Raw genomic sequence first — 26,825 nt, forward strand, 5'->3', positions numbered from 1 at the left:
TGATCTAAAAAAGGCTAAAAAACCCAGTCTGAAGACAGCTTTTTAGACGCTTTTTTACTTTTGGCTTAAAACTGCGCAAATTTTTACGATAAATTGCACTTTCAGGAGCGAAATAAATTTTAAAAGTGTGATCTGCATCACACTTTATTCAAAATTCGTTAACGGTAAGATTGTATGTATAAAGGAAACGGGGTTAGAGTTGCGTCGTAGTAAGATTATTCCTAATAATGTATGTAAAAGCGTTTCACTGAATGAGACGCCATCACAGCAACGGACTCTGCCAGTACACCAAAACTAAAGTGTTTTTCGATTACTTAGCAGCGCAATTGTCACACTTAATTTAGTTCACATCAGGAACAACTTTGTATTGGCGGTGAAGTAAAGACCGCGGGATAAATCTAATTTTCATTGTGGGATTTATTAATCAGCCAATGAACCAATTGTTTTGATAGTAAAAATACTCCTGTCACGCCGGGTAAAACTCTTGCTGCATGGAATATGTCTATCAATCAGCCGTCTTAAAAAACGGCATCGGTAATGGGGTAGAACAGAATGTCCGAATTGCTTAAGCACATATATGATATCAACTTGTCATATTTACTGTTGGCACAGCGTTTGATTAACGACGAGAAGGCCTCAGCGATGTTTCGTCTGGGGATCGATGACGTAATGGCAGACACCCTGCGACAGCTGACGCTGCCTCAGATGGTAAAATTAGCTGAAACGAACCAGCTTTTGTGCCAGTTCCGCTTCGATGACAGCAAGACAATTGAACGCTTGACCCAGGAATCGCGTGTGGATGATTTACAACAAATTCATACCGGTATCTTGTTGTCCAGCCACCTGCTGAAAGGTCTGGCTGCGAAAGACAGCGGCGCGATGAAGAAAAGGGCATAGCTATGTCTGGTAAAGATGTGTCAACCAAACCGGCCGAAAAAAGTATTGTTCAGGAAGCGCGGGACATTCAGCTGGCAATGGAACTGATTACGCTGGGTGCCAGATTGCAGATGCTGGAAAGCGAAACGCAATTAAGTCGCGGCCGACTGATTAAATTGTACAAAGAATTGCGAGGAAGCCCTCCCCCGAAAGGCATGTTGCCGTTCTCTACTGACTGGTTCATGACGTGGGAACAAAACATCCATTCTTCCATGTTTTACAACGCTTACTCTTTCCTCTTAAAGAGTGGCCACTGTAATGGCGTGGAAGCGGTGATCAAGGCTTACCGTTTATATCTGGAACAGTGTCCTGAACAGCCGGGTGAAGCGCCGATCCTTGCGCTGACACGCGCCTGGACATTGGTACGTTTTGTCGACAGCGGTATGTTGCAGCTTTCAGCGTGTAACTGCTGTGATGGTTCATTTATTACCCATGCACACCAGCCCCGCCACGGGTTTGTTTGCAGTCTTTGCCAGCCCCCGTCCCGAGCAGTAAAAAAACGTAAACTTTCCCCGCAGGTTGCCGATATAACATCTCAAGAGCTGGACGAACAGGTCAGGCACGCAGTTTGAGATAGTTGGGTTGCAGTAAGTCGTTCTGAGCGGTGGTGACCACCGCTCATCAATTTCCCCCCAGACATCTCAGTCATTCTCTGACACTTTCTATGCCGTTTCTGCGGCAAAAATGGGTCAGGTACATGGCGCGCGCTTTACCTCGCCCTAAAACCACATCGAATTAAGGATTCATCGTGCTAGTGATAATAGGTTACATCGTGGTGTTGGGCTCAGTGTTCGGCGGTTTCATGCTCGTCGGCGGTGAACTGGGCGCGTTATACCAACCCGCAGAATTACTCATCATTGCTGGTGCTGGCATCGGTGCCTTCTTCGTCGGTAACAACGGCAAAGCGATCAAATCCACCATGCGCGCGCTGCCGCAGTTGTTCCGCGCATCAAAATACAACAAAGCGTTGTATATGGATCTGATGGCGCTGCTTTACCGGGTATTAGCCAAATCACGCCAGCAGGGGATGCTGTCGCTGGAAAATGACATCGACAATCCGGCCGAAAGCGACATTTTTGCTAATTATCCGCGCATCCTTGCCGATAAACAGTTAGTCGAATATCTGACTGACTATCTGCGCCTCATGGTCAGCGGCAACATGAATGCCTTTGAAATCGAAGCGCTGATGGACGAGGAGATCGAAACTTACGAGCACGAGAGCGAAGTGCCGGCGAACAGCCTGGCGCTGGTGGGGGACTCCCTGCCGGCATTTGGTATCGTCGCCGCGGTAATGGGTATCGTCCATACCCTGGCGGCGGCTGACCGCCCGGCAGCGGAACTCGGGGCGCTGATTGCCCATGCGATGGTCGGGACCTTCCTCGGTATCCTGCTGGCGTACGGTTTTATTTCTCCGCTGGCCAGCGTGTTACGCCAGAAGAGTGCTGAAAACGCCAAAATGATGCAGTGCATTAAGGTGACATTGCTGTCGAGCATTAACGGTTATGCGCCACAAATTGCCGTCGAGTTTGGCCGTAAAACGTTGTACACCTCAGAGCGACCTTCCTTTATTGAACTGGAGGAACATGTTCGCCAGGTCAAGTCGCCGGGTCAGAAACAAACTGAAGAAGAAAAAGTATGAAGCATCAGAGCCATCCAATCGTTGTTGTACGCAAGAAAAAGAATAAGCACGGCGGAGGGCATCACGGCGGTTCGTGGAAGATTGCTTACGCTGACTTTATGACAGCGATGATGGCTTTCTTTCTGGTGATGTGGCTGATTTCGATCTCCAGCCCTAAAGAACTGGTACAAATTGCCGAATACTTCCGTACCCCTCTTGCGGTGGCGATCACCGGCGGGCCGCGCAGCAGCGACGCGACCAGCCCGATCCCAGGCGGTGGCGAAGACCCGACCGTGCAGGACGGCGAAGTCCATAAAATGGATCAGTCTCAGGGTGCGAGTAAACGTGAGTCGGATGATTTACAGCGGTTGCAGCAAAAGCTGGAAGACATGCTGGCATCGGATCCGCGGCTGAAAGATTTACGTCCACACCTGATGATTAACCTGACCGAGCAGGGCTTGCGTATTCAGATTATCGATAGCAAAAACCGCCCGATGTTCCAGCTTGGCAGCGCGATTGTTGAGCCGTACATGCGCGATATCCTCAGGGCAATAGCGCCGGTACTGGATGATTTTCCAAACAAAATTAGCCTGGCGGGTCATACCGATGACATGCCGTATGCCACGGGCGAACGCGGGTACAGCAACTGGGAACTCTCGACTGACCGTGCCAATGCTTCACGCCGCGAGATGGTAACGGGCGGCCTCAGCGAAGGAAAAGTCCTGCGGGTGATGGGCATGGGTTCTTCCATGCAGCTTAAAAATCATCCGGGGGGTGAGGCTATCAACCGTCGTATCAGTATTTTGGTCCTGAACAAACATGCTGAAGAGGCGATTGAACGGGAAAACAGCGAGGGCGAGGCGATCACGATCAGTGACGCTGGCGAGCTGCAAAGACAAGTACAAGGCACACGAACCGTGCCGGCATTAGCACCACAAATGAGTCCGGCACCGGCAGCTCCGGCGTTAGCGCCACAGGCAAGCCCGGCACCGGTGACACAAGAAAAAGCACCATCAATACCCGGGATTGAGACGCAGACGCCAGTGACACCCTCGGCAGGCGCTCAACCTGCGACGGCAGCTCCGGCTGCTGCGGCGGGCACGGCACCTGCGACACATTAACAAGCCGCGATTCACAGCAGAGGTGATCACGTGAGCATGGATATTACTGATTTTTATCAGACATTTTTTGATGAAGCTGACGAGTTGCTGGCGGACATGGAACAACATCTGTTGTTACTTGATCCGCAGGCGCCTGACATTGAGCAACTGAACGCGATTTTCCGCGCAGCGCACTCAATCAAAGGCGGCGCAGCCACGTTTGGATTTACGGTTTTGCAGGAAACGACGCACTTACTGGAAAACCTGCTCGACGGTGCTCGTCGCGCTGAAATGAGCCTGAGTACCGACATCATCAACCTGTTTCTGGAAACAAAAGACATTATGCAGGAGCAACTCGACGCCTATAAATCTTCCCGGGATCCTGACGCAGAAAGCTTTGAATATATCTGCGCGGCCCTGAGACAACTGGCCCTCGAAGCGCAACAGGCGCGCGAACCTGCGCCTGATCTTCATGTGGTGGAAGATCAGACAGCAGCATCCACTGCTACGCCAGCACCGGTTGCACCCGCCGCAGGCAAGGGCGATTTGCGCGTTCGTCTCTCCGGCCTGAAAACGCAGGAAATCCCTGTGATGCTGGAAGAACTCGGCAATCTCGGTGAGATAAAAGATCCGGTTCAGACCGATGACAGTGTGGAAGCCACCCTGGTCACCACTGTTACCGAAGACGACATTATTGCCGTGCTGTGTTTTGTGCTGGAACCGGAACAAATCAGCTTCACTCACGCGATGGCTGCGGTTGCCGCTGAAGCCGTCGCGGTAGCCGAATCCGCACCTGTTGTGGCGGAAGTTGCCGCCGCACCGGCGGTCGTCGCCCGTCAGGCTCCGGTACTGGTGGCGGTGCCGAACAGCGAACCGGCTAAAGCTCGTGCACCAAAAGCCCCTGAATCCACCAGTATCCGTGTTGCTGTTGAAAAAGTGGATCAGCTGATTAACCTCGTGGGCGAACTGGTGATCACCCAGTCCATGCTGGCGCAGCGTTCAGACCTGCTGGATCCGGTCGTGCACAGCGACCTGCTCAACAGCATGGGTCAGCTCGAACGTAACGCCCGTGATTTGCAGGAATCGGTGATGTCGATTCGTATGATGCCGATGGAATTCGTCTTCAGCCGCTTCCCGCGTCTGGTCCGCGACCTCGCCAGCAAGCTGAATAAGCAAATCGAACTGACACTGCTCGGCAGTTCGACCGAACTGGATAAGAGCCTGATCGAACGTATCATCGATCCGTTAACGCACCTGGTGCGTAACAGTCTCGATCACGGTGTGGAAACGCCGGACGTGCGTATTGCCAGCGGTAAAGAAGCCACCGGTAACCTGACACTTTCTGCGGAACACCAGGGCGGTAATATCTGCATCGAAGTGATCGACGACGGTGCCGGTCTTAACCGGGAACGTATTCTGGCGAAAGCCGCATCGCAGGGCATGAACGTCCACGACAACATGAGCGATGAAGAAGTCGGCATGCTGATCTTTGCCGCAGGCTTCTCGACAGCAGAAAAAGTCACTGACGTTTCAGGCCGCGGTGTGGGCATGGACGTGGTGAAACGAAACATTCAGGAAATGGGTGGGCACGTTGAAATCCATTCCCAGCAGGGCAAAGGCACCACCATCCGTATCCTGCTGCCACTGACGCTGGCGATCCTTGACGGTATGTCAGTGAAAGTCGGTAAAGAAGTCTTCATCCTGCCACTGAACGCGGTGATGGAATCCCTGCAACCGCTGTCAGAAGATTTGCATCCGCTGGCCGGTGGCGAACGTGTTCTGCAGGTGCGCGGTGAATATCTGCCGCTGGTTGAGCTGTACAACGTCTTTGATGTTGAAGAGGCAAAAACCGAAGCAACGCAGGGCATTGTGGTGATTTTGCAAAGTGCTGGACGTCGTTACGCATTGCTGGTGGATCAGCTGATTGGTCAGCATCAGGTTGTGGTGAAAAACCTGGAAAGCAACTATCGCAAAGTACCGGGCATTTCCGCCGCCACCATTTTAGGCGACGGCAGCGTGGCGTTGATCGTGGACGTGTCTGCATTGCAGTCACTGAATCGCGATAAATTAGCAACAGGCGTCACCGCCGCATAACAAGCAAAGCTTCCGGCGGCTATAAACGTCGCCGGGTGTGAAAAACTCAGGCCGATTTAAAGATAAAAGCAAAGGTGAACAACATGGCAGGACTTGCAACCGTGGCGAAAATTGCGGGCGAAACAGTAGGTCAGGAATTTCTGATCTTTACTTTAGGCGATGAAGAATACGGCATCGATATCCTCAAAGTGCAGGAAATCCGCGGATACGATCAGGTAACCCGTATTGCTAACACCCCGGCCTTTATTAAAGGTGTCACTAACCTGCGCGGCGTCATTGTGCCGATCCTCGACCTGCGCGTGAAATTCGCTCAGGAAGATGTGATTTACAACGAAAACACCGTGGTGATCGTACTGAACTTTGAAAACCGCGTCGTCGGGATCGTGGTTGACGGCGTGTCAGACGTGCTGTCGCTGAGTCAGGATCAGATCCGCCCGGCACCGGAATTCGCCGTGACCATGTCGACTGAGTACCTGACCGGGTTGGGTTCGCTTGGCGACCGTATGTTGATCCTGGTGGATATTGAGAAGCTGCTGAGCAGTGAAGAAATGGCGTTGGTAGATTCGGTGACGAAAATCTAACGTCAAGGTCGTGGGCTCGCCGCCCACACTGGCCCGGAGACCCGCAATCGCGCGGGCCTCTGGACTCCACGCTCTTTTCACTGCGCGCTGTCGCAGGCACGACGGACATGTTCGGCCACTCCGGCGTATGGCGCAAAATCTTGCCGCTCAGCGGTGCCTTCATTTCGGGATTCCAGCCTGGGGTCTGGAACCTCTCATTCAGCAAGATTTTTGAGCACGCCAGTCTCGATCGAATAAAAACCCCGTTCTGATTCTCTCGCAAAATCAAATGCGGAAGGGTGTTGTCTTGCTCCGTCCCCTGCGAAGGGGAAGGCCGGGATGGGGTATGAATGGCATCTCGTCATTAACCCTCTTTTTTGCACTTCCGCTAAGTCATTGATTTTCATTAACCAATAATACCCTCAAAAAAAGAGGGATTTTCTGCCCAAACAGCGATAATCTTTTACAGTTCAAAGCATAAAGCTGAAAATGCAACGGTTCACTGCCGTACAGGCAGCTTAGAAAAGCACGATGGGGCTGCTAACAAATCCGGTTGCGTTCACTGCCGTACAGGCAGCTTAGAAAGAGAGCGCGGTTGCGCCCTGGTCAGGCTTGCCGTTCACTGCCGTACAGGCAGCTTAGAAATGAATGGGTGAAAGAACCAGAATCAGCAGAAGGTTCACTGCCGTACAGGCAGCTTAGAAAGCACAGGTTGGCATCGCGCAGGTTGGCACCGCGTTCACTGCCGTACAGGCAGCTTAGAAAGCCGCAAACTATCCACTTGTCATTAATCCATTGTTCACTGCCGTACAGGCAGTTTAGAAAATCATGCAGGAAGATCAGGGCCAGTTGTTCACGTTCACTGCCGTACAGGCAGCTTAGAAAGCAGAAAATTCAGCAGTTTGTCCGCTGCCTTTGTTCACTGCCGTACAGGCAGCTTAGAAAAGAGCGTGAATTTGCTCGGCGGTGAGTTTTGAGTTCACTGCCGTACAGGCAGCTTAGAAAAACACATTCAGCGCTCGCAAAGGCTCATTGCGGTTCACTGCCGTACAGGCAGCTTAGAAATTAGAGCAGAAAGCGTAGAGCCCTCAACGCTGGTTCACTGCCGTACAGGCAGCTTAGAAAGGCAGGATGATGCAACAAAGGCTGCATTTTCCGTTCACTGCCGTACAGGCAGCTTAGAAATCGGCTGGTAACCTTGGGGGTTTAGTCGGAATGTTCACTGCCGTACAGGCAGCTTAGAAATTTGTGCGGATTGAAGCAGCAGAACGCCGGAAGTTCACTGCCGTACAGGCAGCTTAGAAACACGGAAGCCGATCTGTATCCCGAAGAAATCAGTTCACTGCCGTACAGGCAGCTTAGAAAGGATGAACGGAGCGGCGCTGTGCGCGTGTTTCGTTCACTGCCGTACAGGCAGCTTAGAAATTGCCATGGCTCGATAGCTGTCAGCATAAGCCGTTCACTGCCGTACAGGCAGCTTAGAAATCTTATTTTACTCGTTTAAATGCATAGGTTCCGTTCACTGCCGTACAGGCAGCTTAGAAAACATACCGCATCGGTATGCGTTCGACGTTCTGGCCAGGCAGATGACTGCCGCCCGTAAAAGCACGCTTTACCCGGTAAACTCATCCTTATGAGAGAAAAGCTTTTAGTCACAGTTTCCTACAGAGAAGGCCGGAATATTCCGGCCTTTTTTTATTTTTAATCAATAATTCCCCCGTTACAGAATTTTCATGCTGTACAAAAATTGACGATAATTTGACTTAGGGATAGGTTGATTCCACTGCTAATGCAGTAGGTTAGCCAGCATGTTTCGCGCTGGCTCTCTCTTTAAAATGGAGTTTAAAACTATGGCTATTCCAGCTTATCTATGGCTCAAAGACGACGGCGGCGCGGACATTCGCGGCTCTGTAGACGTTGCGGGCCGTGAAGGCAGTATCGAGATCCTCGGCCTGAATCATGGCGTCAGTATTCAAACCGACAACGCCACGGGCAAACCTACCGCTACCCGCGAACATTCCCCTTACAGTTTTGACAAGGAGATCGACGCCTCCAGTCCCTATTTGTACAAAGCTGTGACCTCCGGGCAGAAGCTCCACTCCGCTGATGTAAAGTTTTATCGAATCAATGATGCCGGTCAGGAAGTTGAGTATTTCAGCGCCCTGATGGAAGGCGTGACGGTCGTCAGCGTGGGGCCGATGATGTATGACGTCAAATCTCAGTACGGGGAAAAACGGAGCCACCTGGAAGCGGTCGAGCTGATTTACGAAAAAATCACCTGGCGTTATGTGGACGGGAATATCATCCACTCTGACAGCTGGAACGAACGCGTAACCGCATAAGGATAAATTGCGATGACATGGAAATATGAGCAAAGCACAGGCAGGCTGTACAACGGCAGCGAATTAGTCGAAACCGGTTACTCTGGCAGCCTGACCAATAAAAACAACCCCGACCGCCAGCAGGTTAAAGGGCTAGGGCCGCTGCCTCGGGGAACATACAGAATTGCGGGACACTCAACGTCTAAAGGACCGATGACCATTATTCTGGAGCAGACGTCGGGGGACGCGTTTGGCCGCTCATTGTTCCGCATTCACGGTGAAAGGGTTGACATGCCTGCAGGCTTTGCGTCAACGGGCTGTATTATTATGTCACGCTCTACCCGGCGGCGCGTTCTGCGCGAAGGCGGAACGCTTGAGGTCGTCCGATGAAGCGGCTCATGCTTTTGGGGCTGTTTCCGTGTCTTGTATGGGCTGGGGGAAATGTCACAGACTGGTCAGCTTCATGGAAGGGAGTCGAGTCAGGTGAGCAAGCCTGGCTTGATAAGGTCCCGGAACTGGCGGCCACGGCGGACGTAAAACAGGCTGCCGCTCTCGAGGATGCGCTCTCTATGGCGTTATCTAAGAACACCCCGGGGGTTTTGGGTGCACTCAGCGCCATTGACGCAAAAGAATGGCCCCATATGATTGGGACGGATATCGTCTGTGGTATTCCTGCTGAGCTATTCCCCACAGACGCTATGATTGAGGATTTTTATCAGCGGACCCGGCTGGCCCTGCTGGGGACGGACAAAGGAGCGACCTGTCTGTGGATCCTCGAAGCGACATACGAGGAATGGAAAGCAGTCAATGCCCGTAAGGTTAAGTAATATTACCGCTGAAGTACAAAGCCCGGTCGGCTAACCGGGCTTTCCTCACTGCCAGGCAAACAGCAGGTATTATTAATGTCCCTCAGATGGTTTTACGGTCAATTCTGGACAGTCCAAAATCTATCTTTTTCAAGCCGTGCCAGAGTCCAGAATTGATATTAAAACAGTCCGGAAGATTTAGCCGCGCTACAGCTGAAAGACAAATAGCAGAACCACAGAAAGCAAAGCCATTCACAGAGGGAGGGATCGACAGTTTTAGAAGGCTCCAGGGTCTTCTGAAGGATGGGGGACGAAATTCACTGCCGTACAGGCAGCCGCTTGCAACTCATTGCAAATCCTAAAAACTCTCTGGAAGCAGTATCCCATTCCCGCGATTTGCCCATTTTTAATGTGTGGATATCCCGTTATTGTCTGCTCGCTGCGGCAAAATCCGCAGTCGGGCTTAGGAACCCGGTAAACTGTGAACGCTCATAGAAAATGAGTTGTCGCTTCGCTTTACTGATTGAAAAGTGGATTTTTTATCACTTATGTAATATATCAATTGGTGGCTCAGGCGGGGCAGCCTTAGGGCTGGTCGGTTTCCAGTTTTCCGATTCCTAACCTCGTCTGAGTTACCACCCATGAGCTTAGGAACTCCGGTGGTGACGTAACGCCTCAACTGGAGCTATTGAAATGACAACTCACACAGACGAAACATCCCCCGATTCATGGACACTCACCGACCGCTGCCGGTTACTGGCGAATGCGCTGGTGAATCCGCAAAATAAAGGTTCTCAGGACAGGCTTTGCATCATGCTGCACAACCAGCTTGAATGCCTTGAAGCGACCTTATCGCAACCTATTCCCGGGCATCGTAAAAATCTGGGCATCCCTGTAGATGATGGCTTGTTTGATTACGCCGATCTCGAACCCGATGAACTATGCGATCAGTGCATGGCACTGAACTTCACGCTGATGACGCTGCACGATAAAAAAATAAAAGAGATCATCGCGTTCATTTTGTGGGAACGGTTCGAAATGCTGCGTTGCTCGCTGTATGCCTCCACGGAGGAAGCCGCATGAACAAAGACTGGCATCAGGCCGATATTATTGCGGCCATTAAAAAGAAGGGCACCACAATGGCGGCGGTCTCACGCCGCGCCGGGCTTTGTTCGTCAACATTGTCGAACGCGCTAATCCGCAAATGGCCGAAAGGTGAAAGACTGATCGCCGAAGCGATTGGCGTAAATGCCGAAACCATCTGGCCGAGCCGCTACACCGAAATCAAATAGAGCTGAGATCAACTCCCTCCCCTGCGATGAACTGAACCCCGAATGTTGGACGTTTTAATCCTCATTCGGAGTTTAGTATGAAGTACGATTTTCAAATCAAAATGATAGCCGTCAGGCACTATCTTGACGGCCATGATGGCTTCAAAATTACCGCCCGCAAATATCAGGTTCCGGCATCCTCACTTCGTGCATGGACTGCCGCCTATCAATTTCACGGTGAGCAGGCTTTTCGTAAGGCGACTCGCATCTATTCCGAACAGTTTCGTGCTCATGTCGTGGATGTGACTCTTCGCGAACATCTTTCTATGCGTTCTGCCGCCGCCCGATTTAATATTGCTGATTATCAGACAATCAAACGCTGGATCCTGGCTGCTAAAAACTCAGCTTTTCCAGCTCTGAAAGAGAGGAATAACATGGCGCAGAAAACGCAAAAACCTGAGATAAAGCCTGAAGACATGACGCCTGCCGAGCTTCTGGAAGAGGTGCGCTATCTGCGTGCTGAACGCGCTTACAACGAAAAGCTCGACGCCCTGATGAAGTCAAAAACAGAACGGAAGAAAAAATCCACGCCATCAGGGCATTAATCGGAGAACACCGTCTCCAGGATCTGTTGAAATCTGCGAGGTTGCCACGAAGCACCTGGTACTGGTGGCAATCGCGGGAGCAAGCCGGGGATGACGTGACGTTATGTGACGCCATCGGGCAACTGGCCATCCGCCATAAGCGGTGCTATGGCTATCGCCGCGTCACGTTAGAACTGCGCAATCAGGGCGTGCGGGTCAATCATAAAAAGGTGTTCCGCCTGATGCGGGAAATGGATGTACAGGCGCGGGTGCGGCCTAAAAAATACCGGAGTTATAAGGACGATATCGGGATGGCGCCAGCGCCCAATCTGCTGAGACGGAAATTTAACGCCTCCGGACCGGGGGTAAAGCTGGTGACGGATGTTACCGAGTTCAATGTGGGCGGGGATAAACTGTATTTATCGCCGGTCATGGATTTATACAATGCAGAAATCATCGCGATGAGTATAGGTACGCGGCCGACTTTCGAGCTGACTGAAAAGATGCTAAATGATTTACTTACATCAGGTTACGTCAGAAAAAAAGCCATTCTACATAGCGATCAGGGCTGGCAATATAGGATGCCTTCGTGGCAAAAAAGGCTCAAAGAGGCAGGGATAAGACAGAGCATGTCGCGAAAAGGCAATTGCTATGACAATGCCGCAATGGAAAGCTTTTTTGCGGTGTTGAAGACGGAGATGTTCCACGGTTATAAGTTCGAGAGCAGGGAAAAACTGGCTGAGTCGATAGAAGCGTATGTCGCTTACTATAACCACGATAGAATAAAGATGAAGTTGGGTGGAATGAGTCCAGCAGATTACCGGACTCAAATGTTCCCCCTGCACTAACCTGGTGTCCAAGTTTAGGGGTTCAGTCCAGCGAAGGGGAGGGTTGGGGTGGGGTATTAATGGCACCTCTGAACTAACCCTCTTTTTTGCACCTCCGCTAACCCATTGATTTCTATTAACCGACAATGCCCGCAAAAAAAGAGGGTATTTCTTCCCAAACAGCGATAATCTTTTACAGTTCAAAGCATAAAGCTGAAAACGCAACTGTTCACTGCCGTACAGGCAGCTTAGAAATTGGATAATCTCAGGGAACTTCTCCCAACATTGTTCACTGCCGTACAGGCAGCTTAGAAAGTACTTAGGGTCTTGCACATCCTGATACCAATGTTCACTGCCGTACAGGCAGCTTAGAAATAAGGCCACGTGGGAAGTTGCGGCAAACTCATGTTCACTGCCGTACAGGCAGCTTAGAAAAGTTACGACCACATCACACACAACACGCCCCGGTTCACTGCCGTACAGGCAGCTTAGAAAACCTTCCGTCCAAGAACTTAGGAAGTGTTCGAGTTCACTGCCGTACAGGCAGCTTAGAAAAAACGGCGATGGCCTGTGTGGGCGGATAGAAAGTTCACTGCCGTACAGGCAGCTTAGAAATGGGAAACAGACACCAACAAGCTAATGAAGAAGTTCACTGCCGTACAGGCAGCTTAGAAATTTGACCAAGAATCGGCAGACTTTCTTACATCGTTCACTGCCGTACAGGCAGCTTAGAAAGCCGAACATCCGCGCCTGATAATCTGCGTGTGGTTCACTGCCGTACAGGCAGCTTAGAAAAATCTAAAAGAGTTCGGTTATCAGATTTTTAAGTTCACTGCCGTACAGGCAGCTTAGAAAAAGCTCTCAGGAGATTTTGGGTCATCGATAACGTTCACTGCCGTACAGGCAGCTTAGAAAAAGCGGATCAAGGGCGCACCGGACATTAAACGGTTCACTGCCGTACAGGCAGCTTAGAAAGCGCTTTATCAGATGGGTCAGGCGTTCAGTTCGTTCACTGCCGTACAGGCAGCTTAGAAAGCGTGATGCCAACAGCTCTGCGCGAACGTCGGGTTCACTGCCGTACAGGCAGCTTAGAAATGAGCGTGGAAGAAGCCCGAAAAGTTAAGCACGTTCACTGCCGTACAGGCAGCTTAGAAAGAAAGCACCCGAACCAACGGGAAAGAAAACATGTTCACTGCCGTACAGGCAGCTTAGAAAAATCAACATTATTGTTAGCCCAATGATTCCTTGTTCACTGCCGTACAGGCAGCTTAGAAAATAACGCCATGACTAGGATTTCCAGCGCTTGTGTTCACTGCCGTACAGGCAGCTTAGAAAGCTATATCTGTTGTCTCAGTCATAAGGCCTCCGTTCACTGCCGTACAGGCAGAAAAAAAACCTATCCCCGCCCCAAATACTCAACGGAATAAATTTAACAGTTTAATTAATTCACTAATGATTCACATCTGAAAACAAAATAAAATTTACTCACGCAAATTTATCCAAAAACAAATGCATCAAACCGTTGATGTTTTTGAAAATGGGATTATTTTAGATCCGGTCATTTCTCATATGAAAGGAACTCAACATGGCCAACGCATTGATGCCCGCCGAGTTAAAAACGATCCTCCATTCCAAACGTTCAAATATTTATTACCTGCAATATTGCCGTGTATTGGTCAATGGCGGGCGGGTTGAATATGTCACGGAAGAAGGGAAACAGTCGCTGTACTGGAATATCCCCATTGCCAATACCACGGTGGTGATGCTGGGAACCGGCACATCAGTGACGCAGGCGGCGATGCGTGAGTTTGCCCGCGCGGGGGTGCTGGTCGGGTTCTGCGGAGGCGGAGGAACGCCACTTTATGCGGCGAATGAAGTGGAAGTGAATGTCTCCTGGCTCACCTCGCAAAGTGAATACCGCCCGACGGAATATCTTCAAAAATGGGTCAGTTTTTGGTTTGACGAACACAAACGGCTGGCGGCAGCGGTGGCGTTTCAGAAGGTTCGTAGTGAACAAATCCACAAACACTGGCTAAGCGCCACGCTGGCCCGTGAAACCGCATTTCAGCCGGATATTTCCCGGACAGAATCCCTGTTGCAGCGGTTTGAACAAAGCTTGCCAAAGTGCCAAAACATTGGCGAGCTGATGGCACAGGAAGCCGTCATGACAAAAGCGTTATATAAGCTGGCCGCTACGGCAGCATGTTATGGCGATTTTACACGTGCGAAACGTGGCGGTGGTGTGGATGTCGCTAACCGTTATCTCGATCATGGCAACTATCTGGCGTATGGACTGGCTGCGACGGCAGTATGGGTTATCGGGCTGCCACACGGGCTGGCAGTAATGCATGGCAAAACACGCCGTGGCGGGCTGGTATTTGATGTCGCAGATTTAATTAAAGATGCGCTGATCCTGCCACAGGCTTTTATTGCTGCCATGAACGGCGAGGATGAGCAGGAGTTTCGTCAGCGTTGTCTGAGCAATTTTCAACGTGCGGATGCCCTCGATATTATGATTGAAACGGTGCAGAACGTCGCACAAGAAATAAGTCAGCAATCATGAATATATTACTGGTATCGGAATGTAATAAAAAAGCCCTGACCGAAACACGGCGTATCATTGATCAGTTTGCTGAACGCAAGGGAGAACGGACGTGGCAAACGGCAATTACGCTGGAAGGGCTGAATACTTTGCGTCAAATACTCAAAAAAACCGCCCGCAGAAATACCGCCGTGGCCTGTCATTGGATTAAATCCAATAATCAGACAGAAATGCTTTGGGTTGTCGGTAATATTCGCAGGTTTAATGATAAAGGTTCCGTGCCCACCAATACAACACAACGGGATATTATAAAATCGGGCAGCGAAAATACTTTTCATAGTATGCAAACCATCGGATTACTGGCCGCCATCGCCGGGCTGTTTCATGATTTTGGGAAAGCCAGTCAGCTGTTTCAGAACAAACTCAAAGGGCAGGGGAAAAGCTTTGAACCCTTCAGGCACGAGTGGGTTTCTGTCCGTTTATTTCAGGCATTTGTCGGCCAGCAGACGGATGAACAATGGCTGACCCGTTTGGGCCTCGTCAGTGCTGAACACGAAGAGACCATAATACAAAACCTGACCCGTAATAATGTCAGCCACAGCCATAACAGCCCGCTGGAAGGTCTGCCGCCGGTCGCGCGCCTTGTGGCCTGGCTGATTGTTTCGCATCACCGCCTGCCGGTTTATCCCCGTCGAAACGACAGCTACAACAATCCGCCGCAACTTTCCGATATGAAGCACTGGCAGGATAAGCAGTTCGCGCCGTGCTGGAACTCTACCAACATGGATGCGCCATGGACAGCCAAAGAACAACGTGCCGTCTGGCAGTTTCCGCACGGCACACCAATACAAAGTGCGACATGGCGCAGCAAAGCACAAAAATTTGCCGCACGGGCGCTACAACTGCCACTGTTTACCTCGCCTCATGTTATGCCTGAACAACGTTTTACCCGCCATCTCGCCCGCCTGGTGTTGATGCTGTCTGACCATATGTACTCTTCACAGGGCGCGACCACCGGCTGGCAGGATCCCGCGTTTCCCGTGATGGCGAATACCGACAGAAAGAGCGGAAAAGCCAAACAGCATCTTGATGAGCACAATATTGGTGTCAGCCAGAATGCGTGGCTGCTGGCGCGCAGCCTGCCTTATTTACGGGAAACATTACCGGCTATCACCAGGCATAAAGGCTTTAAAAAACGGGCGCAACAGGAGAAATTTCGCTGGCAGGATAAAGCGTTCGACTTAACCTGCGGGCTGCGGGAAAACGCCGGTCAGCACGGCTTTTTTGGCGTCAATATGGCCTCAACCGGTTGCGGGAAAACACTGGCGAATGCGCGGATTATGTACGGGCTGTCGGATGAAAAACGTGGCTGTCGTTTCTCGGTCGCGCTCGGCCTGCGCACCCTGACCTTACAGACCGGCGATGCGCTGGGCGAAAAACTGCATCTCGATAAAGAAGATCTGGCGGTGTTGATCGGTTCGCAGGCGGTGCAACAGTTGCATCAGCTTCATCACGATACCGGTGCCATAAAGAATACCGGCAGCCAGTCTGCGGATGAACTCTTTGCTGAACATCAGTATGTGCGCTACGAAGGCGCGCCCGATACGGGCCGGTTGGGGCAGTGGCTGAAAGGGAAAGACACGCTCCTTAAACTCATCAGCGCGCCGGTTCTGGTGACGACGATCGACCATCTTATGCCAGCCTGCGAAAGTCTGCGCGGCGGCCATCAGATTGCGCCGATGCTCAGGCTGCTGACCGCTGATCTGGTTCTCGACGAACCTGATGATTTTGACATGGCCGATTTGCCTGCGCTGTGCCGGCTGGTGAACTGGGCGGGAATGCTGGGGTCGCGGGTTTTGCTGTCATCGGCCACGCTGGCACCGGCGCTGGTACAGGCGTTATTCAGCGCGTATGTCGCGGGAAGAAAAGATTATCAGCAAGCCTGCGGCCAGCCCGGTTTGCCGGTGAATGTGTGCTGCGCGTGGTTTGATGAATTCCACGTATCGGAAGGTCAGCATATGACCGGGAAATCATTCGGCATGCAGCATCGCGAATTTGTGGCAAAACGGGTGCCTTTATTGCAACAGGCCAGCCCGCTGCGTCAGGCATCGCTGGTCACGGTGTCACCGGCAAGTACCCGCGAGCATGACGTATTAAATGCGCTGTCAGCATGTGTTCATCAGTCGTTACTTGAATTGCACAATGCGCATCATAAAGGCAAAAAGCTGACCATCGGTATTGTCCGCATGGCAAATATTGATCCGCTGGTGGCAGTGGCAAAACGGCTTATGACCATGCCGTCTCCGGCAGACAGGCAAATACATTATTGCGTCTATCACAGCCAGTTTCCGCTGGCGATGCGGGCACATATCGAAAACCGGCTGGATGCTGTACTGACGCGCCATGACGAAGAGGCGGTCTGGCAGGTGGATGAAGTCCGCAAGGCTTTCGCTGCGCATCCGGACAAACAGCATATCTTTGTGGTCCTCGCCACCTCCGTTGCTGAGATTGGCCGTGATCATGATTACGACTGGGCTATTGCTGAACCCAGTTCAATGCGATCGCTTATTCAGCTTGCCGGACGTGTTCAGCGTCACCGGCAGTCAGCCCCGTCAATACCTAATATTCATATCCTGCGTAAAAACGTTAAGGCGCTGAAAAATGTGATACCTGCGTATTGCAAACCGGGTTTTGAAAGCAACGCGAATGAGTTTTCCAGTCATGATTTGCACGATTTACTGCGCCGGGAAGAATACGAAATTCTCAACGCGATCCCCCGTATTCAGGAGCGTGACACACCGGATCCCCTGATGAGCCTGACCGATATGGAGCACGGGCGTTTATGGCCAGAATTACTGGGCCGAAAGCCATGCGGGGAAAACTATGCCGCGCGCTGGTGGCGCGAAGATGCAGACTGGTGCGGTGAATTGCAACAGCGGACGCCTTTCAGGCAATCGACACCCGATCAGCAATATTATCTGTGGCTGGAGGAGGAGGGCGACGAGCCGCGTTTCCGTCAGCCTGATGAGGGAGTCGAAGGCTGGAAAGACAGCGGCGGGTTTAAGGCGACTGAACAGGAATATGCCGAAGGCGTCAGCCCGTGGATGGAGATGAATTGTGAAGCCCTCTATCAGAATCTGGCAGACAGTTTCGGCTGGGAACTCGACCGCGTCAGTAAAACGTTTGGGGAAATCTGCTTAGCCGATGATGAAAACAAAAGATGGCACTGGCATGAGGCGTTAGGGGTATTTGGTGCACTCGATTAATCAAGGAGAGGATATGGAAACACATGGATTACAACAGCTTATAACCCGCTATATTCATGACCGCGGTCAGCTCAAGCTGGAAGCGTTCAGTAAAACCGCCGACAAGCAGCTTTCCGCTGCCCGCGCGGAAGAGAAAGCCGGGCTTGAGCAGCAGCTTTTTGAACAACGCCGTGAGCTGGAAAAGAAGTATGACGTCCGCACCTGGCTGACCGATGCGGCTGCGCGTGCGGGACAAATCAGCCTGGTGACGCACGCAGTGAAATACTTTCATGGCGATGCTAAAGGGAGCAGCGTATTCAGCACGGTGAAAAGTGATACGGCGTATCTGACAACGGCAACATTACCTTCGCCTGCGATTGATGCCGTCGGCAACTCCGCGGCGCTGGATGTCGCAAAACTCCTGCAAACCGAACACGAAGGTGATTCCCTGCTCGCCAGCCTCAAACGCGGTGATTTCTCGGCGCTGACGGCGTTAGCGGAAAATGATGCGCAGGCACAGCAATGGATCAGCGGTTTTATGCAGGCATTGTCTGATAAAAGCCTGTCGACGCATCAGCTCGCTAAACAGCTGTATTTCCCGGTTTCTGATAAAGGCGATTACCATCTGCTCAGTCCGCTGTATTCCTCTTCGCTGGCGCAGGCTTTGTATCAGCGCATCAGCCATTCCCGTTACAGTGATGAATCCGTCGCCGCCCGTAAAGCACGCCGCGAAGGGCACTGGCATCCTGAAGCCGTTCAGTATTTTCCTGATCTCGCGGTACAAAATATGGGGGGCACCAAGCCGCAAAATATCTCCTATCTGAACAGTGCGCGTGGCGGTAAAAATCACCTCCTGCGTTGTGCACCGCCGCAGTGGCAGCAATCCCTTAAGCCGCCTGTCTCGCATAAAACTTTTCTGACGGCGGTTTCTCCCAAAATCACGCGTGTCGTCTCTGAACTCCGTCGTTATCTGCACAGTATTTCTGCCCGCGACAACAACATGGAAATCCGCCAGCAACGTGCTGAATACGTTGATGAACTGATCGGCATGATCTTCAGCTACGCCGCTGAAATTCAGTCACTGACAGACCTTCAGGGCTGGAGCCAACAAGAAGACTGCATCCTGAAAGCGGCGCACCAGCTCTGGCTCGACCCGTTGCGTCAGCGCACCGATCCTGATTTTAAACGCCAGCGCGAAGGCGGCGAGTGGATCAGTGAGATTGCTGAGGATTTCGCCCACTGGCTGAATACCCGACTGAATAAGGACGAAAAACTGAATATGGGCGCGGTCGAATTCCGCGAATGGTCGGTGTTAATGCGCAGGCGTTTGCAGGAATTTGATGCGGCCCAGCAGGAGAACTGGCAATGAGTTATCTGATTGTTCTGCCTCATATTCAGGTCGAAAACGCCAACGCGATTTCCGGCCTGACCTACGGTTTCCCGGCCATCACGCATTTTCTCGGATTTACCCATGCGCTTTCGCGGCAGGTTGAGCAAAGCCACGGGCTGAAATTCACCGGTTGCGGTGTTGTGTGTCATCAGCAGCAGATTCAGGCGTATCAGGCCAGTGAACGCGGTGACCATTATTTTGCGCTGACGCGTATTCCGCTGACCAGAGAAGCGAAAACAGCGCCTTTCAATGAAGAAGGGCGGATGCACATGACTGTCACGTTGTTTATTGAGTGTGAAGGCAGCGTTGCGCATGGCGATGCGGGGGCGAGAGAATTCGAACACCATCTGCAATCGCTGTGTATCAGCCGCCGTCTGGCTGGCGGCACGGTGACATCAATGAAACCGGCGCGGATGTTGGCGCTGCCGCAAAACGGGGATGAACTGAAAAACATCACCCGCCGCGAAATGTACCGTGCATTGCCGGGGTTCGCGCTGGTCGACCGTTCTGAATTGCTGGCGCAGCATTTTGCCGAACGGCTGGCGCAGGATCCGCAGGTGGAAATGATCGACGTCTGGCTGGATTTCGCCAGTATCACTTATCGTGCCGAACCGCACGATGATGGCTCTGCGGAATGGGAATACCAGCCGAAGCCCGCAAAAGGTTATCTGGTGCCGTTGATGGTGGGATTCACCCCGATTTCACCCCTGTATGCGCCGGGTGAGGTGGCAAAAACCCGTGATACGGCAACGCCGTTCCGTTTTGTCGAAGCCGCTTACGGCGTCGGAGAATGGCGCAGCCCGCACCGCGTAACCGACATTCATCAGCTCATCTGGCGTTACCCCGTAAGCACCGAAAACTACCTCTGCAGCCATGCTAAACCGCTGCAGGAAGCCGATTTAACTGAACAAGATCACTCTGATTTCTAATCATTGAAACAAGGAAAGCACAATGACCAAAACCACCGTAAAAACCGCGTCTGTCCTGGCCTTTGAACGCAAACTGGCAAACTCGGATGCACAGATGTTTGCCGGTAACTGGCAAGACGATAAAGATGCGCGGAAATGGCAGCCGATCGAAATTCAGGAAAAAGCCGTGCGTGGCACTATTTCTAACCGTATGAAAAATGCCGCTTCCACCGATCCGACAAAACTGGATGCTGAGATCCAGAAACCCAACCTTCAGCGTGTTGATGTCGCGGCACTGCCGTTTGATGCGGATACCCTGAAACTGCGTTTTACCCTGCGCGTACTGGGCAATCTTTCTTCCCCTTCAGTGTGTAACGATCAGGATTATCAGGCTGCCCTTAAGGCCGTGATTGACGGTTATCGTACTGAACATGGCTTTGGCACGCTGGCGGCGCGTTATGCAGAAAACCTCGCAAACGGGCGTTTCCTCTGGCGTAACCGCATCGGCGCGGAGGGCATTGTTGTTCATGTTTCGCACAGTACTCAGCGCTGGGAATTTGAAGCGGACGGATTCAACCTGCGCCGGTTCAGCCAGCCATCCGGTGACCTTGCTGAACTGGCGACCGTGATTGAGAAAGGGCTGAGCGGGGAGGGTTCCGTGCTGCTGACCGTCGAAGCCTTTGTCCGTCTGGGCGCAGGCCAGGAAGTATTCCCTTCTCAGGAGCTGGTTCTGGACTCCAGTCGCGACAGTAAAAAAAGTAAAATTCTTTATCAGGCGGGCGGTATCGCGGCCTTGCATTCGCAGAAAATCGGCAATGCGCTGCGCACGATTGATGACTGGTATCCGGATGCCGTGACGGAAGAACTTGGTCCGATTGCCGTCGAACCTTACGGGTCTGTGACCAGCAAGGGTAAGGCCTATCGTCAGCCAAAACAGAAAATGGATTTCTACACGCTGCTGGATAACTGGGTGACGAAAGACAAAAAGCCAGACACTGAGCAACAGCATTACGTTATAGCCACGTTGATCCGCGGCGGTGTATTCGGCGAGAAAGGCGAATAAGGGGCAAGCATGGAGAGTTATCAGGAAATCCGCGTTCTGCCCGATCCGGAATTTGGCACAGAGTTGCTGATGGCTGCACTGTTTGCCAAATTACACCGCGCGCTGGGGCAATATGCAGCCGGGAAAATTGGCATCAGTTTTCCGCATTACGGCCACAAACCCGGTGACATCATCCGCCTGCACAGTCGTGCTGATACGCTGACAGCGTTCAGTCAGACCCTGTGGCTGAAGGGGCTGAATGATCATGTTGATGTCAGCGAAATCCGCGATGTCCCGTCCGGTGCGCAACACTGCTGCTTCAGCCGCGTGCAGGTAAAAAGCAGTGCTGAAAGGCTGCGTCGGCGGTCAGTTAAAAAAGGCTGGATGAGTGAAGAGGAAGCCCCTGAACGCATACCCGACAGCAAATCACAGGTCACGACACTGCCATTTATTCAGGTAAAAAGCCTGTCGACCGGCGAAGCATTCAGACTGTTTATCCGGCGTGGGGCATTGCAGCCTGTGTCTGTCAAAGGGGAATTTGGGGCATACGGGTTAAGTGCGGTGGCGACCGTGCCGTGGTTTTAAGTTCAGGGTAGTGGGGCGAGGTCTGGGGTGTAGGCTCGCGCCTCACACTGGCCGGGATGGGGTATTACTCCCATCTCAGAGATAACCCTCTTTTAGAGGTTGTTTATAACGCACTGATTTTAATGGTGCGTACAAGCCATCGAAAAAAGAGGGTATTTTTGTGCAGACAGGAATAATATTTTGCAGTTCAAAGCGTAAACCCCATAACTTTCTTCCCTTTCCAGTCAGCGGCATATCTAAAATCTTGCTGACCGCATTTGTCGGTTCATACAGCGTATCCAGTTCATAATCTGCAAGCTGAGAATCCAAAATCTCAAGGCTAATAATAACATATTGTAACTAATGTGTTTTTTTATGACGCTGACATTTCTTTGCAATCTATTCAGGAGTAATCTTAATCACTGCAAATAGTGATTCATGTTAATGGAGTGCTTAAAGTGAAAGTGTGGAAGATGGTTTTGTGTGCGGCGCCAATTCTGTTAGTTGCAGGGATTGCATATGGTAATTTCAATGGTGGCAGTGAGCCCGATTATGTGTTGAATGCAATGAACGAGGTAAGTAACAAAATGTCCACCGAGTACGGGATTACAAAGTGTAAATCCGTTCAACATGAAGGCGTAAGGTGGAGTATAGCTTGTAGCTCTGCGAACACACCCACCGCTCTTAATTTCACCGTGCAGCCTGCAAATACGGCGCCATATGACGTTGCTACGCCGTTTTACCTTGTAGCGAAAAATGCTGCTGCTAAAAAGGCTTCTGGCGAAGGTTTGCTGAGATTTATGGATATCAACACGCTCGACAACACTGATGATGTTAAGCAATTGGCTATCAATTAATTCAGAAGAAATGCTGGCGTGTAGACACAAACCCTCTTAGGAGGGTTTTTTATTGAAGATAAATCTGATGGTCCTGACGGGGTTTTGATTAGGGAGAAAAAGGGCCCGCGATAGGCGGGCAATAAACATCAGTTTTTACGTAAGAAGTTTGTTGGGTAGAACAGTTTAAAGATAGCGTAATAATCACATTCCAATCAATTAGATAACCGACCATTAATAGCCATGTTTGCTTGATGGGTTTGTCAGTAGTGTTTGGAAATAAAAAAGCCCTCAAGAAGAGGGCCAGTGAATCATCACACAAATTTAGTTCGGAACAGGAGTGCTACTCCTTTGTTAACAATAGCTCATAACTAAAATTTTTCTTAAGTGAATTAGTTCCGTAGTTTAAAAAAATGCCCACTTTGGGGGAGTGGGCCAGAATTAGTCTTCCAAGGCTTGCTTACGATATGAGGGGTCTCAAACCGTTCTTTTAAACTAGGGTATGATTTACGGATAAGCCAAACGGCAGAGACTGAAGCGGAATTATTATGCGAGAAGCGTCACAAAAGACCCGCCACAAGGGCGGGTCTTATTACAACTAATGAACAGGAGTCAGCCTGTTCATTAGTGAGAATAGCTGCATTGTTGACTCTTGCCAGATAGCAGGCACAAAAAAACCGGCTCGATGGCCGGGTTAAGTTTGTTAACTAATTTTCACTTGTTGTTCTATTCACCCACCTGGCATTGCAGCGCCACTAGCAAAGAACCACACCATGAATCCAACCGCACCGATTAGCACGATAATTGGGGGAATAAATTTAAGGTTCATTAAAGCATCTCAGTTAAGTTTTACCGTTTACAGACTTGGGTAAGTGCTATCCATGACCTGGGCAAGAATGATGATATGAGCCACAGTGTACAGCAATGACAGAATCATAAGGGGCTTCGTAATATGGCCCATATAACACTTAGCAACGCTAGGACATTGGGAATATCCTGAAGGCATCATAGACTGAAAAACTTTGAACACAAATACTGTGGATATATTGAGGAAAATCAGAAGGGAGCGAACCGGCGAGCACATTCAACCACGAGGCATCTGACCGGTTGCTGTCGTGACGATGAAAATATAATTTTGGTTGTTTTTGGTATCAAGAGAGACAACGAACTTCATGACTTAGGATGAAACCAGTCATTTGCACTTCCCCCTCGTCATAAAAAAAATCTCCCCAAAATCATTTTTAACTATATGAAATAAAAGGAATTTATTTAACACTTCAAAGCATGTTTTTTGCATGGGAAATGTAACGTATCTATATGATTTATTGAGTTTAAGTTGAGTTTTTACATTGCTGCCGTACAGGCAGCTTAGAAAGCGTGGTATTCCTCCATCAGCTCAATACCAATGTTCACTGCCGTGCAGGCAGCTTAGAAACAGCTTCCCGGCATGATGCCGTAGTGCTTTGCGTTCACTGCCGTGCAGGCAGCTTAGAAATCCCGCGCAGCATCAGCAGGAGAATTCACCGGTTCACTGCTGTACAGACAGCTTCGAAACCGTTGGCCGCAGGAACTGGATAAGCCCATTATCAATCATTTTTACGGAATCATGGAGAATCAGGAAAGAATGAAAAAAAGTGATTACCACAAACTTTGATGCCACCCTTAAAGGTATCTGGCACTTTATGTGTAAACCCCTATCACAGCAGCACAGGAAACCCCGCCACCATCTCAGCGGTAGCAGGGTTAGGTAAGACTTAGTTTTAGGATATGGTCACTTTGAACTCATAGTCTCCTGAGGCAAACGGCAGTTTTACCGGCGTTTGGTTCGGCGTGGTGTACAGAATTTGCAAGGCGGCTTCGCCAGGACTAATACCTGTCATTTCAGTATTCATGTACAAGATTTTATCATCTGAGAAAATTGCCTGTCCGGTCGCAACAAAAATATTGGAGTCTGTTGATTGTACGGTAAAATATTCAAAGCCACTATGTCCGGAAAAATAGCTTGATGTATATGTATCTAACCCTGTGCAGAGGTATATTTCAAATATATTATCTTGCGATTTACCTGAGGGGAAAGTAATTTCAGGGAAATGATTAAATGCATACTGATCAACCTGGCTAACAAAAAAATTGCCTTCGAAATGAAGAGAGACGGATTTACTGATCAAATATGCAATCTCACCAAAATCAGTAAGGTAGTTGTTAGAGATTGTGCAAAGTGTTAATAGCGGCAAATCCAGGATGGGAGACAAGGTCGTGATCAGATTTTCGGGAGCAATAAATGTCTCCAGTAGGGTCAGTTGTTTCAGTGGAGTAAGATCAGAAACTTTATTATTAGTAAAGCTAATGTAATTAAGTTTATGTAAATTTGACACAAATGAAATGTCTGAAACAAAGTTATCTTTAAAATTCAAGTTTTCCAAATTACTTAAGGTGTTCAGGTATGAGATATTCGTCTCTCCACATTGTATAATAATCAACTCCGTTAATGATGTGATCTTGCCGAGTACTTCCATATTTGAAATAAATGGACACTGTGTTAATTCTAAATAAACTAAATTTGGGAGGGTAGAAAGAGCTGAAATGTCAGTTATTTGTTTAGAGTCACTCAGATCTAAAACTGCAAGGGCAGGCAAATAGGAAATTCCATGCAAATCTATTAAATCTAAACATCTCGATGCATCTAAGTTTATCAGCTTTGTCATATTTGATGCAAAATTGACGCTTTGAATCATGCTTTGAGTTAAAATCAGATTTTGTATGTTAATCAGTGAAGACAGTTTTTGAACGGCTTCATCGAGTAAATTTAAATTCTCACTCAAATTCAAACTAATCAGGAGAGTCAGGCCAATGAGAGGCGTGGTATCCTTAATCTCGTTGTCTGAGAGATTAAGATTCAACAGATTAATACAATATTGCATTCCCTCAAGATCAGTGATGCCGCTATTGCTGGCATCAAGCGTGCTCAAGGATGCTAGGTCATCTGAAGTGAGTGGTGTACCGAGAGGAACGTCACAAGCAACATGCAGTAATTCATTCAAAGCTGGGTCTGGGATTGTTACATTTATAGTAGACATTTTATTTCCTTTTTAAATTTTATCTGTAGGTATGATTAGTATTGTACGAGTTGTTTAAACAACGTATTCGAATTTTGTATATTCGTTTAACTCCGGGTTATCACCTCCCCATATAATGTTTACGTTAAATTCCTCAGTTACAGATTTAACGATATTTGAAATCAATAGGTAATGTTTGCGATCCCATGAGATAAGCTCATTAGGATAGGCGGCTATATTGATGACAAAACCTGCCAAATATTTATTATGAATATTTATATGCTCGCCTTTAGCTAAACTTTGTAGAATGGTTTTTTTACTTCTGACTCCTTCCGTTACTTCAAATCTCACGGGTGATAGTTTAAGTGATTTTTCAATCACACTGATTATTTCATGATGTACGCCTATTAAATTATCTTTGGACCTGTTGCTAAAAAAATGTTCATCCATCTTTCGTTCCTGTGAATCTCCTCCAGTAAAAATGAATGGCGTCTATACCCATTGCGCCGGATATGCCTGCAACGCCTAAGGCGATATGAAAAGAAGAACCAAGGTCATCAAAAAACAATCCAGACAATGTGCCAGCAAAGGCTGAAATTATTACCTGGGCAATGATATTTAAAATTTTACTTTTGGTTTTTCCTGCCTTTACGTCAATAATATGTTTTACGACGCCTCCCCATGCACCAAATAGAATAATCAAAAGCCATGCATGGTACTTATGTACAAATTGTTCTCTCCAGGGCAAGAGCACCTCCATTATTTAATAAAAAATACAAATCCATTGCGTGGAATTAATTTCAAATGCGCACGTCCCTGCAATGCTTAAATAATATCTTTTAAAATCACTATTTTTGTGAGGTGTGTCACATGTTTGATTATGAGAAATATTAAAAACAGATCAGTGCCTGATTATTTATTTATAGGGATTATGAATTTCTAGGTTAGCATTAATTATATCGATCTTTGAGGCCAGAATATTAACTCTTTCTATGTACGGGTAATAACCCAAGATGGACTGTTCACCTGCGGAGTATTTAAGGCGTGCAGGTTAATCTTTTGCAGCTCAAAGCCTCAACCTGAAAACCCAACCGTTCACTGCCGTACAGGCAGCTTAGAAATTTG

General features: G+C 49.6%; 25 protein-coding genes and 2 CRISPR repeat arrays. Of the genes, 20 read left to right on the top strand and 5 right to left on the bottom strand.

Going from position 1 to position 26,825, the window contains the following annotated elements:
• Window positions 1-552: 552 nt before the first annotated feature.
• From flhD to cas6f, 19 genes are all read left to right on the top strand, one after another.
• Window positions 553-897, top strand: coding sequence for a flagellar transcriptional regulator FlhD (gene flhD / locus RAHAQ2_RS08905; RefSeq protein WP_015696908.1), 345 nt, complete (start codon window positions 553-555; stop codon window positions 895-897).
• Between the two features lie 2 nt (window positions 898-899).
• Window positions 900-1,508 carry a flagellar transcriptional regulator FlhC gene (gene flhC, locus RAHAQ2_RS08910; protein WP_015696909.1) on the top strand — a complete coding sequence of 203 codons (609 nt, stop codon included), beginning with the start codon at window positions 900-902 and terminating at the stop codon, window positions 1,506-1,508.
• A 176-nt stretch (window positions 1,509-1,684) separates the two neighbouring features.
• Window positions 1,685-2,575: a flagellar motor stator protein MotA gene (gene motA / locus RAHAQ2_RS08915; protein ID WP_015696910.1), complete on the top strand. Its 891-nt coding sequence runs from the start codon at window positions 1,685-1,687 to the stop codon at window positions 2,573-2,575.
• Window positions 2,572-3,675, top strand: a complete 1,104-nt coding sequence (gene motB, locus RAHAQ2_RS08920; protein WP_015696911.1) for a flagellar motor protein MotB — start codon at window positions 2,572-2,574, stop codon at window positions 3,673-3,675. The genes motA and motB overlap by 4 nt, the downstream gene beginning before the upstream one ends.
• Window positions 3,676-3,711: 36 nt before the next feature.
• Window positions 3,712-5,748 carry a chemotaxis protein CheA gene (gene cheA, locus RAHAQ2_RS08925; protein ID WP_193785491.1) on the top strand — a complete coding sequence of 679 codons (2,037 nt, stop codon included), beginning with the start codon at window positions 3,712-3,714 and terminating at the stop codon, window positions 5,746-5,748.
• Between the two features lie 83 nt (window positions 5,749-5,831).
• Entirely contained in the window at window positions 5,832-6,329 is a 498-nt protein-coding gene (gene cheW, locus RAHAQ2_RS08930; RefSeq protein WP_013575095.1) for a chemotaxis protein CheW, read from the top strand.
• Window positions 6,330-6,805: 476 nt separating this feature from the next.
• A CRISPR array of direct repeats spans window positions 6,806-7,853; the repeat unit is 28 nt; unit sequence GTTCACTGCCGTACAGGCAGCTTAGAAA.
• 305 nt (window positions 7,854-8,158) lie between these two features.
• Window positions 8,159-8,650 carry an Hcp family type VI secretion system effector gene (locus tag RAHAQ2_RS08935; RefSeq protein ID WP_015696913.1) on the top strand — a complete coding sequence of 164 codons (492 nt, stop codon included), beginning with the start codon at window positions 8,159-8,161 and terminating at the stop codon, window positions 8,648-8,650.
• Between the two features lie 12 nt (window positions 8,651-8,662).
• The gene (locus RAHAQ2_RS08940; RefSeq protein WP_015696914.1) at window positions 8,663-9,019 is read left to right on the top strand and encodes a tlde1 domain-containing protein; all 357 of its coding nucleotides are present in this window, start codon (window positions 8,663-8,665) and stop codon (window positions 9,017-9,019) included.
• Window positions 9,016-9,456: a hypothetical protein gene (locus RAHAQ2_RS08945; RefSeq protein WP_015696915.1), complete on the top strand. Its 441-nt coding sequence runs from the start codon at window positions 9,016-9,018 to the stop codon at window positions 9,454-9,456. The genes RAHAQ2_RS08940 and RAHAQ2_RS08945 overlap by 4 nt, the downstream gene beginning before the upstream one ends.
• A gap of 672 nt (window positions 9,457-10,128) precedes the next feature.
• Complete coding sequence (locus RAHAQ2_RS24630) at window positions 10,129-10,518, top strand: hypothetical protein (RefSeq protein WP_015696916.1); 390 nt, start codon at window positions 10,129-10,131, stop codon at window positions 10,516-10,518.
• Window positions 10,515-10,727 (top strand): helix-turn-helix domain-containing protein, encoded by a 213-nt coding sequence (locus tag RAHAQ2_RS08955; protein WP_015696917.1) that lies wholly within the window; start codon window positions 10,515-10,517, stop codon window positions 10,725-10,727. Before RAHAQ2_RS24630 ends, RAHAQ2_RS08955 begins: the two co-directional genes overlap by 4 nt.
• Window positions 10,728-10,804: 77 nt before the next feature.
• Window positions 10,805-11,311 (top strand): transposase, encoded by a 507-nt coding sequence (locus tag RAHAQ2_RS08960; protein ID WP_014333478.1) that lies wholly within the window; start codon window positions 10,805-10,807, stop codon window positions 11,309-11,311.
• On the top strand, window positions 11,311-12,138 hold the full coding sequence (locus RAHAQ2_RS08965) for an IS3 family transposase (protein ID WP_238532068.1): 828 nt from the start codon (window positions 11,311-11,313) through the stop codon (window positions 12,136-12,138). The genes RAHAQ2_RS08960 and RAHAQ2_RS08965 overlap by 1 nt, the downstream gene beginning before the upstream one ends.
• Before the next feature lie 206 nt (window positions 12,139-12,344).
• Window positions 12,345-13,512: a CRISPR direct-repeat array (repeat unit 28 nt; unit sequence GTTCACTGCCGTACAGGCAGCTTAGAAA).
• Window positions 13,513-13,702: 190 nt separating this feature from the next.
• On the top strand, window positions 13,703-14,680 hold the full coding sequence (gene cas1f, locus RAHAQ2_RS08970) for a type I-F CRISPR-associated endonuclease Cas1f (protein WP_015696918.1): 978 nt from the start codon (window positions 13,703-13,705) through the stop codon (window positions 14,678-14,680).
• Complete coding sequence (gene cas3f, locus RAHAQ2_RS08975; protein ID WP_015696919.1) at window positions 14,677-17,925, top strand: type I-F CRISPR-associated helicase Cas3f; 3,249 nt, start codon at window positions 14,677-14,679, stop codon at window positions 17,923-17,925. Before cas1f ends, cas3f begins: the two co-directional genes overlap by 4 nt.
• A gap of 13 nt (window positions 17,926-17,938) precedes the next feature.
• Window positions 17,939-19,273 (top strand): type I-F CRISPR-associated protein Csy1, encoded by a 1,335-nt coding sequence (csy1, locus tag RAHAQ2_RS08980; protein WP_015696920.1) that lies wholly within the window; start codon window positions 17,939-17,941, stop codon window positions 19,271-19,273.
• The gene (csy2, locus tag RAHAQ2_RS08985; protein ID WP_015696921.1) at window positions 19,270-20,223 is read left to right on the top strand and encodes a type I-F CRISPR-associated protein Csy2; all 954 of its coding nucleotides are present in this window, start codon (window positions 19,270-19,272) and stop codon (window positions 20,221-20,223) included. Before csy1 ends, csy2 begins: the two co-directional genes overlap by 4 nt.
• 22 nt (window positions 20,224-20,245) lie before the next feature.
• Window positions 20,246-21,265: a type I-F CRISPR-associated protein Csy3 gene (gene csy3 / locus RAHAQ2_RS08990; RefSeq protein ID WP_015696922.1), complete on the top strand. Its 1,020-nt coding sequence runs from the start codon at window positions 20,246-20,248 to the stop codon at window positions 21,263-21,265.
• A gap of 9 nt (window positions 21,266-21,274) precedes the next feature.
• Window positions 21,275-21,829 carry a type I-F CRISPR-associated endoribonuclease Cas6/Csy4 gene (gene cas6f, locus RAHAQ2_RS08995; protein WP_015696923.1) on the top strand — a complete coding sequence of 185 codons (555 nt, stop codon included), beginning with the start codon at window positions 21,275-21,277 and terminating at the stop codon, window positions 21,827-21,829.
• 75 nt (window positions 21,830-21,904) lie between these two features.
• On the opposite strand, the gene RAHAQ2_RS25500 is transcribed toward cas6f, so the two are convergent.
• Window positions 21,905-22,138 carry a hypothetical protein gene (locus RAHAQ2_RS25500; protein ID WP_148267120.1) on the bottom strand — a complete coding sequence of 78 codons (234 nt, stop codon included), beginning with the start codon at window positions 22,136-22,138 and terminating at the stop codon, window positions 21,905-21,907.
• 128 nt (window positions 22,139-22,266) lie between these two features.
• On the opposite strand from RAHAQ2_RS25500, the gene RAHAQ2_RS09000 reads away from it, so the two are divergent.
• Window positions 22,267-22,665 (top strand): hypothetical protein, encoded by a 399-nt coding sequence (locus RAHAQ2_RS09000; RefSeq protein WP_015696924.1) that lies wholly within the window; start codon window positions 22,267-22,269, stop codon window positions 22,663-22,665.
• Between the two features lie 709 nt (window positions 22,666-23,374).
• On the opposite strand, the gene RAHAQ2_RS26125 is transcribed toward RAHAQ2_RS09000, so the two are convergent.
• The 4 genes from RAHAQ2_RS26125 to RAHAQ2_RS09015 form a co-directional block, all read right to left on the bottom strand.
• Window positions 23,375-23,473, bottom strand: a complete 99-nt coding sequence (locus tag RAHAQ2_RS26125; protein WP_148267121.1) for a YoaK family small membrane protein — start codon at window positions 23,471-23,473, stop codon at window positions 23,375-23,377.
• A gap of 931 nt (window positions 23,474-24,404) precedes the next feature.
• Complete coding sequence (locus RAHAQ2_RS09005) at window positions 24,405-25,721, bottom strand: leucine-rich repeat domain-containing protein (protein ID WP_015696925.1); 1,317 nt, start codon at window positions 25,719-25,721, stop codon at window positions 24,405-24,407.
• 54 nt (window positions 25,722-25,775) lie between these two features.
• A complete protein-coding gene (locus RAHAQ2_RS09010) occupies window positions 25,776-26,150 on the bottom strand; it encodes a M15 family metallopeptidase domain-containing protein (RefSeq protein WP_015696926.1) in 375 nt (124 codons plus the stop codon).
• Window positions 26,143-26,454 carry a phage holin family protein gene (locus RAHAQ2_RS09015; RefSeq protein WP_420802804.1) on the bottom strand — a complete coding sequence of 104 codons (312 nt, stop codon included), beginning with the start codon at window positions 26,452-26,454 and terminating at the stop codon, window positions 26,143-26,145. Before RAHAQ2_RS09015 ends, RAHAQ2_RS09010 begins: the two co-directional genes overlap by 8 nt.
• Window positions 26,455-26,825: the final 371 nt, after the last annotated feature.

This window comes from Rahnella aquatilis CIP 78.65 = ATCC 33071, from assembly GCF_000241955.1.
Lineage (GTDB): Bacteria > Pseudomonadota > Gammaproteobacteria > Enterobacterales > Enterobacteriaceae > Rahnella > Rahnella aquatilis.

Bases quoted from the DNA above. Each gene is read 5' to 3' on its own strand.
- cheW (WP_013575095.1), top strand. From the start codon at position 5,832: ATGGCAGGACTTGCAACCGTGGCGAAAATTGCGGGCGAAACAGTAGGT.
- RAHAQ2_RS09005 (WP_015696925.1), bottom strand. From the start codon at position 25,721: ATGTCTACTATAAATGTAACAATCCCAGACCCAGCTTTGAATGAATTA.
- csy1 (WP_015696920.1), top strand. From the start codon at position 17,939: ATGGAAACACATGGATTACAACAGCTTATAACCCGCTATATTCATGAC.
- flhC (WP_015696909.1), top strand. From the start codon at position 900: ATGTCTGGTAAAGATGTGTCAACCAAACCGGCCGAAAAAAGTATTGTT.
- cas6f (WP_015696923.1), top strand. From the start codon at position 21,275: ATGGAGAGTTATCAGGAAATCCGCGTTCTGCCCGATCCGGAATTTGGC.
- csy2 (WP_015696921.1), top strand. From the start codon at position 19,270: ATGAGTTATCTGATTGTTCTGCCTCATATTCAGGTCGAAAACGCCAAC.
- cheA (WP_193785491.1), top strand. From the start codon at position 3,712: ATGGATATTACTGATTTTTATCAGACATTTTTTGATGAAGCTGACGAG.
- RAHAQ2_RS09010 (WP_015696926.1), bottom strand. From the start codon at position 26,150: ATGGATGAACATTTTTTTAGCAACAGGTCCAAAGATAATTTAATAGGC.
- csy3 (WP_015696922.1), top strand. From the start codon at position 20,246: ATGACCAAAACCACCGTAAAAACCGCGTCTGTCCTGGCCTTTGAACGC.
- RAHAQ2_RS08960 (WP_014333478.1), top strand. From the start codon at position 10,805: ATGAAGTACGATTTTCAAATCAAAATGATAGCCGTCAGGCACTATCTT.
- RAHAQ2_RS26125 (WP_148267121.1), bottom strand. From the start codon at position 23,473: ATGAACCTTAAATTTATTCCCCCAATTATCGTGCTAATCGGTGCGGTT.
- flhD (WP_015696908.1), top strand. From the start codon at position 553: ATGTCCGAATTGCTTAAGCACATATATGATATCAACTTGTCATATTTA.
- cas1f (WP_015696918.1), top strand. From the start codon at position 13,703: ATGGCCAACGCATTGATGCCCGCCGAGTTAAAAACGATCCTCCATTCC.
- RAHAQ2_RS08935 (WP_015696913.1), top strand. From the start codon at position 8,159: ATGGCTATTCCAGCTTATCTATGGCTCAAAGACGACGGCGGCGCGGAC.
- cas3f (WP_015696919.1), top strand. From the start codon at position 14,677: ATGAATATATTACTGGTATCGGAATGTAATAAAAAAGCCCTGACCGAA.
- motB (WP_015696911.1), top strand. From the start codon at position 2,572: ATGAAGCATCAGAGCCATCCAATCGTTGTTGTACGCAAGAAAAAGAAT.
- RAHAQ2_RS24630 (WP_015696916.1), top strand. From the start codon at position 10,129: ATGACAACTCACACAGACGAAACATCCCCCGATTCATGGACACTCACC.
- RAHAQ2_RS08945 (WP_015696915.1), top strand. From the start codon at position 9,016: ATGAAGCGGCTCATGCTTTTGGGGCTGTTTCCGTGTCTTGTATGGGCT.
- RAHAQ2_RS08955 (WP_015696917.1), top strand. From the start codon at position 10,515: ATGAACAAAGACTGGCATCAGGCCGATATTATTGCGGCCATTAAAAAG.
- RAHAQ2_RS08940 (WP_015696914.1), top strand. From the start codon at position 8,663: ATGACATGGAAATATGAGCAAAGCACAGGCAGGCTGTACAACGGCAGC.